7 protein-coding genes are annotated in these 10,159 nt (G+C 60.0%); 5 read left to right on the top strand and 2 right to left on the bottom strand.

Annotated features, from left to right (window positions below):
* The coding region (locus VN887_08675) for a hypothetical protein (GenBank protein HXT40084.1) at window positions 1-1,478 on the top strand (1,478 nt) is incomplete at its 5' end.
* Between the two features lie 21 nt (window positions 1,479-1,499).
* Here VN887_08675 and VN887_08680 read toward each other — a convergent pair.
* A complete protein-coding gene (locus VN887_08680) occupies window positions 1,500-4,199 on the bottom strand; it encodes an alkaline phosphatase family protein (protein ID HXT40085.1) in 2,700 nt (899 codons plus the stop codon).
* 38 nt (window positions 4,200-4,237) lie between these two features.
* Entirely contained in the window at window positions 4,238-4,717 is a 480-nt protein-coding gene (locus VN887_08685; protein ID HXT40086.1) for a hypothetical protein, read from the bottom strand.
* A gap of 187 nt (window positions 4,718-4,904) precedes the next feature.
* On the opposite strand from VN887_08685, the gene sulP reads away from it, so the two are divergent.
* The 4 genes from sulP to VN887_08705 all read left to right on the top strand — a co-directional run.
* On the top strand, window positions 4,905-6,755 hold the full coding sequence (gene sulP / locus VN887_08690) for a sulfate permease (protein HXT40087.1): 1,851 nt from the start codon (window positions 4,905-4,907) through the stop codon (window positions 6,753-6,755).
* Window positions 6,756-6,934: 179 nt separating this feature from the next.
* Entirely contained in the window at window positions 6,935-8,983 is a 2,049-nt protein-coding gene (hyfB, locus tag VN887_08695) for a hydrogenase 4 subunit B (GenBank protein HXT40088.1), read from the top strand.
* Complete coding sequence (locus tag VN887_08700; GenBank protein ID HXT40089.1) at window positions 8,980-9,924, top strand: respiratory chain complex I subunit 1 family protein; 945 nt, start codon at window positions 8,980-8,982, stop codon at window positions 9,922-9,924. The genes hyfB and VN887_08700 overlap by 4 nt, the downstream gene beginning before the upstream one ends.
* Before the next feature lie 2 nt (window positions 9,925-9,926).
* A partial coding sequence (locus VN887_08705; protein ID HXT40090.1) for a hydrogenase occupies window positions 9,927-10,159 on the top strand: 233 nt, incomplete at its 3' end.

Genomic DNA, 10,159 nt, shown 5'->3' on the forward strand with positions numbered 1-10,159 from the left:
TCGCCGTTTCCACGTCGGCCGAGCGCATCAATCAGGAAGGCCGTATCCTCGGCCCGGTCCCCGTGATCGCAGACTCCGTCTTGTTCAACACGCCGGAGGCCGACGCCGCGGTCTCGGCGATGCAAATCTTTCCGATCGACAATCCCTGGAACGAAGACATATCGCGTCTGGCCGTCCTCCCCAACTCGGACACGATGATTCAGCAAATCATGACCGACTTGCTGTCAACCCGCCGCACGCTCCGCGCGTTCTTCGAAATGAATTTCGTGCTCGTGCCCGACAATCAGCCGCTTGCGTCCATCGATTTCTTCAACTACCCCGACGAGTCCGATCCGGGCCCGTATCCGGTTCCTCCGAATCTGCCGATCGAAACATGGCCGCACGAAACCGGCGCGCTGACGCTCGAAGAGTGGCAACGGGACATCAACAACGATGGCGGTGATCGTCACGCGATCATCGTCCAGCCGGGCCGCGGTCTCATCTGGGAAACGTGGCTGACCAGGCTCGTCGCCACGAACTGGGAGGCGTCGAATGGCGCGAAGTTCGACTTGAACAGCAACGCGCTGCGACAGGCCACCTGGACTTCGGGCGACGCGGCGGGATTGCCGATGTTTCCCGCGCTTCCGCGATACGACGAGTGCGAGCGGGGCATGGTGGAGCATGCCCTGCGGCTCGTCGTGAAACGCACCCGGCAGGAGTTTATTTATCCGGCGCGGCATTTTGCCTCGTCCACGCCGGCCGCCAACACCAATGTGCCCGCGATGGGGCAACGGCTGCGGTTGAAGTCAACTTTTGTCATCCCCGACAACTGGACCATCGAGGAGAAAGCCGTCTTGCGCGCGTTCAAAAAGTATGGCGCGCTCGTGGCGGACAACGGCAACTTCTTTTCCATTTCCGTCACGCCGGACGACCGCTGGCCGGCGAACGTGTTCGATCACCTCTCCACGATTTCAATCACCAATTTTGAAGTCGTTCAGACCACGGGCCCAGCGGAAGGCCCCCGCTCGCCGAATCCACCCGTCGCCTTCGCCGGAAATGATCAGTCCGCCCCGTATGGGACCGCCGTTCAGTTGCAAGGTTTCGTCGGTTTCGATCTCTCGAATCCGCCGCCGGCGATCACCTGGCAGTTCATTTCCGGCCCCGGCCCGGTGATTTTTGGCGACGCAACGAAGACAAATACAATCGCGACATTCAGCGTACCGGGGAGTTACAGCCTCATGTTGAACGCGGACGACGGAGTTCACGCCGTGGCCCGCGATGCCGTGGTGATTACCGTGACCCGGTCAATCGTGCTGACCATCGCGCAAAACGGAACCAACGCAACAGTAACGTGGCTGGGAGGGACCGCGCCGTTCGTACTGGAAACGACGGACGAACTGTCGTCGCCACGATGGAGCGCACTGATTACAACGAATTCACAAACCGTGGTCATTCCCGTTTCGGATAATGCGGGTTTTTATCGCGTCCGGGGTCAATGATGCGCGCCGACGGTTGCGTCGTCAGTCATCATCGTCCGCGTGCGGCGTGATGGCCCACTCCGGATATCCCGGGCGCGGGCCCTTCATCGCACGCCAAATAATCCGGTTGAGCAGGTCCTCGGGGCATTGGTCGGCCTGTTCCAATGGCAGTCGCGCACTGACGATTGAATCACGGCGCAGCGAGGAGTCCGAGACGTGTTTCGGGTCCGGATTCATTTCGTCGAGCGGCACGTTGTTCGGCACCGCGACAAAGGGCGCAACGTCCGGCTGCTCGCTGAAACAATCCACCATGGGCGTGGCCGTCGCGTCCATCATGTTCATTGGCGGCAGACCAAGGATCAACTCGATCGTGCGCAGGATGCTGGTTTGGTTGTATTGGACACTGACAACCTGCCGTCGTTTTGTGTAAGGACTGATGACGTAAGCCGTCGTCCGATACCCACTGACGTGGTCCCACCCGGCTTGCGGATCGTCTTCGACGGCGAATATGCAGGTCTCCCGCCAAAAACGGCTGTGGCTGATGGCCTCGACGATTTGACCGAACGCGACGTCGTTGTCCGCTACGTGCGCGGCCGGCGTCGGCGTGCCCGCCTTGGTGCCGGACGTGTGGTCGTTGGGCAGGCAAATGATGACCAGGTTGGGCAATTCTCCGCTCTGCGCGAACTGTTTCAACTCTTTGATGAACTGCGCCGCGCGGAATACGTCCGGAATCCCCAAATCCCAACCGACGCTGTTGGTCGCGAGATAGGGCCGCAACGACTCGATTGCCGGACGGCTGCGGATGTTGATGAGGCCGGTCTGGTTGACGAAGTCGCGGTAGTGATCGAGAAAACCTGGTTTCCCTTTCCGCGCCGGATCGCGCCAGGATTTTTCAGTGACCGCAAACTCCCCGTAATCGCGCAGCGTCTTTCCATGCGCGAGCGCGTTGTCCCAGATGAAGCCGGATGGCGCATAAGCCAGCGCATCCACGTCGCTGTCCTCCATGCCATCGGGATAACTGCGGGGAAAACCCGCGAACGACTTCTCCATGTAATCCGTGGCAAAAGCGGTGTCCGACCATTGATGGCCGTCGGCGCTCAAAATGCCGGAGCAATAGGTGTTGTCGAGAAGCGCGAACTCGCGGACAAGCTTGTGCTGATTCGGCGTTATGCGCTCGCCGAAAACACACAGATCCGCGTCGCCGTTGCCTTCCGTGATGTCGCCGAGCACCTGATCATAGGTGCGGTTTTCCTTGATGATGTAAACGACGTGCTTGAACACGGACGGTTCGCCCGCACGCTCGGGCACGGGGCGCGCCGCCTGGCCGACGCGCGCCGGCAGGCCCGCCAGGCGCAGCATTGGTTCTCGATAATTTCGAAGGACCGATTGTGTGTGGACCGCCAGGTCGCCTTTTGTCGGCACCGGCACGAGGGACACCGTTCCAAAGTACTGATGTGAGTTGCCGGCAATCCTCCCGGTCCGGGCGTCCTTCCGGCCGGGTCCGATGCCTTTGATGTTTGCGACGCAAAGTTTGTTCCTCTTCACATCAACGGCAATCGCGCCGGGAAACCAGCCGGTGGGAATGAGGCCGAGCAACCGGGATTTGCCGGGCCGGAATGCGACCACTGCAACGGCGTTTTGTGTGCCATTGCAAACGAAAAGCGTTTTACCCGGTTTATCGAAAGCGAGGGCGTTGGGACTGGCTCCGAACAGATCCGCCGGGTTCGATTTTACCCAGACGGTTTCGACGACCTTGTCCTTGCGCGTGTCAATGACACTCACCGTGTCGCCGCCGGCGTTCGCGACCGCCAGATATTTTCCGCCCGGGGCAGGCGCCAGCGCCGACGAATGCAGGCCGACGGGAATCTCCCGGGTCGAAGCGTTGCCGCGCAAATCAACCACCGATACCGAGCCTTCATTGGCAATGTAACGGATGGAATCGACGCGTACGCGCGTCCCGCGCCCCGCTGGGCCGGTTATACTCTGTGCGTCCGGGCGGCGACCGCCCCAGTTGCTCACGTACGCCTTTTCCCCGACAAGCACCACATCGTAGGGCGCGACACCAACGTCCCAGAAGCGAATCACCTTGCCGGTCTTAAGATCAAGTTCCGCGAGACGGTTGGACAAATTCAGCGCAACGTACAGCTGGCGGCCGTCGCGTGAAATCGCAAGTCCCGCGGGGATGTCTTCTTTGCGATCCAGCGCGGTCGCCGCGGGTAGTGGAATCGAGTACAAGGGCGAGACCCGGTGGTCGGAATTGACTCCGAAGACTTTAAGGCTCCCGTTGACGTTCGAGAGGAAGATCCGCGAACCATCCGGAGAAAAGATAAGCCCCGTGTAGCTGAGCTGGCCTTCCTTGTCCGGCTCGAGGATGTGACTGGACACCGATTCCGGGTTTACATCCGTCGCTTTGTCGGACGGAAGCGGAACGTGTTGTGTGATTTTTCCCGATCCAGGATCGATAATAATGAGTTCATGCGTCTTGCCAGACACCGCCAGAGTTTTTCCGTCCGGACTTAACGCCAATCCTTGAGGGCGCAATCCCGGCAACTCGATCTGAATGCCCGCCGGAGTCAGAATCTGGTTCACCGGTGTAACGACGCGGCTGCCGCCCGCGCGGCCAACCCTTTCCCGAGTCCACTCGGCGGCCCGGCCCCGAATGACGATGGCAATCATCAAAACCATTGCTGCCCACGAGACAGCGAGCTGGCGCAAGAATCTACCCGAGTGCGTTTGTTTCATGGAAAAAATCTTCGTATCGCAAGCCGGCTGCGCACAAGCTAGAACCCCAACTTCGCCAGCTCGTTTTGCAGTTGCATCTGAAACACCTGTAGATCGGCTGCTGACGGTTTATAGCCTTGTTCTTTTGGAGACAGACCGAGCCGTCCCATCTGGTCGAGATACCAATCAGCGCCCTTGCCGTCACTGAACGTGACACTGCCGCTGACAATGGCACCCGGTCGTGCGATCTGATCCACTTTCACCGAAACACCGCGCGCGCCTCCAGGAGCCATTTCATTTTCCGGTCCGGGTTCTTCCGTGTCTTCACCCTCGTCGCCGGCTTCTTTTGGCGCGGCAGAGCCGGCAACGGCGGTTCCCGACACGTCGATCGTTTTCGGCGGATCCACGTCCTTGGGCGTGAGCTTCAAATCGTCCACCAGCATGCGAACTTCCATATAGGTCAGCCGGACACCCAGCTCGTCAGCCAGTCGTGTTTGTATCTCGGCCAGTTTCTGTCCGCGTGCAACCCAATCAGCCACAGCGCGCTTGTGTGCGTCGTCCAGGTTCATCATCTGTTCTATTCGGAAGGATTAGTGCCCCGGATTCAACTGAAATCTTTCATCGGGCCGTCGGCTGTTCGCAAATCGTATTGCATTACGACGCCCTTCATCCAACATCTTCGGCCGTGGGCCCAACTCGCTCCGTGCCGAACCTGAAACCGCCGTTATGCGCGTGATATCCGGCATTCGCTTCCGTCCGCGATTGGTGGATGGGCTCAAGGAATATTCCCGCCAGGATTTTTTTGCCGACCTGGTGGCCGGCGTGACGGTCGGCATCGTCGCCTTGCCGCTCGCAATGGCGTTCGCCATCGCTTCGGGCGCAAAACCTGAGGCAGGCATTTTCACGGCGGTCATCGCGGGTTTTCTCATCTCCTCGCTCGGCGGTACCCGCGTTTGCATTGGCGGACCGACCGGAGCCTTTATCGTCATCCTGTACGGCATCGGCGCAAAATACGGACCGAGCAATCTTGCCGTCTGCACCGTGATTGCCGGCGTAATCCTGCTGATTCTGGGTCTGGCCCGTCTGGGAACAATGATCAAGTTCATCCCTTACCCGGTGACGATGGGTTTCACCAGTGGGATCGCCGTGCTCATTTTCACCACCCAGATCAAGGACTTCTTTGGCCTGCAGATGGACCAGGTGCCATCTGAATTCATGGAGAAAATCAAAGTACTGGCCGGGCATTTCGGCACCCTGCAATGGCCGACTGTCACCATGGCTGCGGGGTCGCTGGCGATCATTCTCTTCTGGCCGAAGAACTGGCAACGCCGCGTGCCCGGATCGATTGTCGCACTGCTCCTTGGCACGGCGGCCGTCGCACTGTTCCAATTACACGTCGAGACCATCGGCAGTCGTTTTGGCGGCATCCCGCAGGGCTTTCCTTCGCCGAACATGCCCGTGGTGTCATGGGGCAATATTCAGCACCTTTTCCAACCTGCGATGACCATCGCCCTGCTTGCGGCCATCGAGTCGCTGCTCTGCGCGGTCGTCGCCGACGGGATGACCGACGACCGGCACGATTCCAACCAGGAACTCATGGCGCAGGGCTTTGCCAATATCATCAGTCCATTCTTTGGAGGCATCGCTGCCACGAGCGCCATCGCGCGCACGGCGACCAGCGTGAAGAGCGGCGCGCGCTCGCCGGTCGCGGGCATTATTCACTCGCTCACCCTGCTACTTATCATTCTGATTGCCGCGCCGCTGGCCAGGTTCATTCCGCTGGCGACACTGAGCGCCGTTCTCGTAAACGTGGCGCTGCACATGGGCGAATGGCACAACTTCGGCCGCCTGCTTAAATGGCCGGTGTCCGACACGGCGGTATTCCTGGTCACATTTGCTTTGACAGTGGTCATTGACCTCACGGTCGCGGTCGAAATTGGCATGGTGCTGGCCGCAATGCTGTTCATTAAACGGGCGTCCGAAACCACTCAAATCATGGCCGTGGACGAAAGCACCGAGACCGAAGGACTGCATCATTCGCTGGTCGGCAAACAGATTCCGGACGGTGTGATGGTTTACCGCATCTTTGGCGCGTTCTTCTTTGGCGCTGCGGACAAGCTCGAGAGCGTCCTGAAGAGGGAGAAACGGGAGCCGGAGGTGCTGATCCTGCGCATGAGAAAGGTGATGGCCATGGACGCCACCGGTCTCAACGCGCTGGAAGACCTCTATGAACGGCTGCACCACAAACGCAAGCACCTCCTCTTGAGCGGTCCGCATACCCAGCCATTGCTGGTAATGGACAAATCGGGGTTTCTCGACCGTATCGGTCGAGAAAATGTCTGTGCGCACATCGACGCGGCGCTTGAACGGGCGCGCGAGATTCTCGGCCTTCCGCCGGCGGCGCCCACGGACCCGCACCATGAGGAAAAGCGAAGACTCGAAGCGGTGCGCCAGGAATTGACCAGCGTGCTGGAAAAGGTCCAGGATACTCTCAAGTCTCCGACAAGCGGCGGCAGCGGTCCGGCGGCGGGCCAGCCACACCAGCCGGGCGCGGCGAAGACCGAATCCCGACAATGAGTTCACTCCCGGTAATGGTCATTCCCCCGGTTCGCGATGGACCCCGTGCGTTGCGTTCGGATTGCGGCTCCCGCCTCGTGCGGATTCTCTCCCGGTCAGATCGGCGGGATCGAAGGCAGACACAACTTTCAGCACCCGGTGCCCTCGACGGTCGATGCACCATTAAATAGCGTGGCGCCATGCACGACCTTGCACTCACTCTGCTGCAGCTGTGCCTGCTGGGTTACCTCGTCGGAGCGATCGCGGGATTGTTGTTTCTGCGCGCGAACAAGCTCGCAAACCTTTTCGCGTTCGGATGCGGCGCGCTGGCGGCGCTGTGTGGAGTCGTCTCCTGCGGCATCTTCCTGGCCACCGGCGCTGCCGCCAACCAATCATCCTTCGAGGTGTTCCCCTCGCTAATCCCTTATGTGCGGATCAGCGCGCGAGCCGACCCTCTCGGATGTTTCTTCTGCCTGATTGTCTCCTTGGTGGGACTATCGCTGTCCACTTATTCGGTCGGCTATGCACGCGGGTTTTACGGGCGCAAAAACGTCGGTGTGCTTGGCGCGTTCTTCAATACGCTGCTGCTCGCCACGACGCTGGTGTTTCTCGCGGACAACGCCTTCTTTTTCCTCATCGCATGGGAGATCATGGCGCTCACGGCGTACTGCCTCGTGAGCTACGAGCATGAACACGACGAAACAAGACGCGCCGGGGTGCTCTACTTCGTCATGTCACATATCGGCACCGGATGCCTGATTCTTGCTTTCCTGCTGCTGTTCCAGATATCAGGCACTTACAGCTTCGACAGCTTCCACTCGCTCGGTAACCAAATGTCACCCAACGCGCGCAACGCGGCGTTCCTCCTTTTCCTCGTCGGCTTCGGTGTCAAGGCCGGCATCGTGCCGCTGCATATCTGGCTGCCGGCAGCACACCCCGTCGCGCCAAGCAATGTGTCCGCGCTCATGTCCGGGGTGATCATCAAAAGTGGCATCTACGGGTTGACGCGCGTTTTCTTCGAATTCCTCGGCACGCCACCTCTGTGGTGGGGCGTTACCATCCTCAGCGTCGGCACCGTCTCCGCGTTGCTCGGCGTACTCTATGCACTGATGGAACATGACCTGAAGCGGCTGCTGGCTTATCACAGCATAGAAAACATCGGCATCATTTTGATGGGCCTCGGTGCATCGCTCATGTTTCTGCACACTGGACATCCGATGCTGGCGACATTCGCGCTGATTGCCGGTCTCTATCACACCATCAACCACGCACTCTTCAAGGCCTTGCTCTTCCTGGGCGCAGGCGCGGTCCTGCACGCCACGCACACGCGCAATATGGAGGAACTGGGCGGACTGGCGAAACGAATGCCGAGGACGGCGCTCTTCTTCCTCATCGGCGCAGTAGCCATCTCCGCGCTGCCGCCGCTCAACGGATTCGTCAGCGAGTGGCTCACCTTCCAGTCCTTGTTGCAGGGTTTCAGCACGACCACCAGCCTGATCCGGCTCGTGTTCCCGCTGTGCGGCGCGATGCTCGCGTTGACCGGCGCGCTGGCGGCGGCGTGTTTCGTAAAGGCATTCGGCATTACATTCCTGGCGCAGCCCCGCAGCGAGGAAGCCGCGCGGGCGCGTGAGGTTTCGCCCGCGATGCTTTTCGGCCAGGTGATTCTCACCGTGGCATGCGTCTTCCTCGGATTGTTTCCGACGCTTTTTCTGACCTTGCTCGACCCATTGACGCAACAACTCACCGGATGGCAGTTGAGCGGGCAACTTAGCGCGGCCAACGGTCTTGTACTCTCCGGCGTCGCGCGCGACGGCGGAACCGTTTCGACGCTCGGTCTCACGCTGATGGCGGTTTTTCTGCTGCCCGTGCCGTTCGTTCTCCAACTGGCGTTCTCACGGCGCTCAAAGAGCCGCGTCGGGCCGACCTGGGCGTGCGGTCAGAAACCGCTGACACCGCGAATGGAATACACCGCCACCGGCTTTTCGAAACCGATCCGGATGATTTTCAAATCTCTTTTTCGGCCGCGCCGCGAGGTTCAACGGGAATACGATTTCTCACCTTACTTCGCGAGGACCCTCCGCTTCGAAGCCCACGTCGAGGAAATTTTCGAAACACGGATCTACCGGCCCCTCAACCGCCGCGTTCTGTGGGCGTCACGACGGATGCGCGCCCTTCAGGCCGGCAGTCTCCAGGCATACCTGATCTACATTTTCATCACGCTGCTGATTCTGCTCCTGTTTGCGTTATGAACCCCCTCCTCCCTGCCATCGTCTTCCAGACGGCCCTGGTGCTCCTGCTCGCGCCTCTGGTAAGCGGATGCATCAGGAACTGGAAGGCAAAATTGCAAAACCGCCGCGGCCCACGCGTCTGGCAGACTTATTTCGACATCATCAAATTCCTCCGCAAGGACATGGTGATCTCCGAGCACACTTCCTGGGTGTTTAGAACGGCGCCGTATGTGGTCTTGATCAGCTCGTTATTGGTGGGGATGATGGTGCCAATGGCGACCGCGCAAGCGCCATTGAGCCTGTTCGGGGGCGCGCTGGCGGTCGTCGGACTGCTCGCGCTCAGTCGTTTTTTTCTCGCACTGAGCGGACTCGACTCTGGAAGCCCCTTCGGCGGCATGGGCAGCAGCCGCGAAATGACCATTGCCGCCATCGCTGAACCGACGATGATGCTGGCCATCTTCACCGTCGCCATTACGGCCGGTTCGACGGACCTCAGCCGCATTGTGCAGGCGACGCAGGGACCGATGTGGAAGGTTCTCAACCCGACGTACGTCCTTGCCTTCGCCGCGTTGTTCATCGTGCTGTTGGCTGAAACGGGTCGCATTCCGGTGGATAATCCGGCCACGCACCTGGAGCTGACGATGATTCACGAGGCCATGCTGCTCGAATACTCGGGCCGCAACCTGGCCTTCATGGAATGGGGCGCGTCCATCAAACAACTCGTGTTGATGACGCTGCTCATCAACGTATTCATTCCGATCGGCATCGCAATGGACACCACGCCGGCAGCGCTCGGTCTGGGCTTGTTCGCCTACGTGACGAAACTGCTTCTCCTTTCTGCGGTGGTGGCGGTGGTCGAAACCACGAATGCCAAGCTGCGCCTGTTTCGCGTGCCGGACTTGTTGAGCGCCGCCTTCGTGCTCGCAACGCTGTCGCTGCTGTCCACGTTCTTGTTTCGTTGACCATGACACCGGAACTCTCCATCGGTTCGCAACTCACCACGCTCCTCGCCTCCGCGATGCTCGTGGTGCAGTTGTTGATGGTGGCCCAGCGCCAGTTGCTCACGAGCATCCGGCTGTTCGCCCTCCAGTCGTTGTTCCTGGCCGGCATCGCCGTGGAGAATGGCTTTCTGCATCACGCGCCGCACGTGTATTTTCTCGCCGCGCTCACGGTCGCGGGCAAAGTCCTCTTTCTCCC

Source organism: Candidatus Angelobacter sp. (assembly GCA_035607015.1).
GTDB lineage: Bacteria > Verrucomicrobiota > Verrucomicrobiia > Limisphaerales > AV2 > AV2.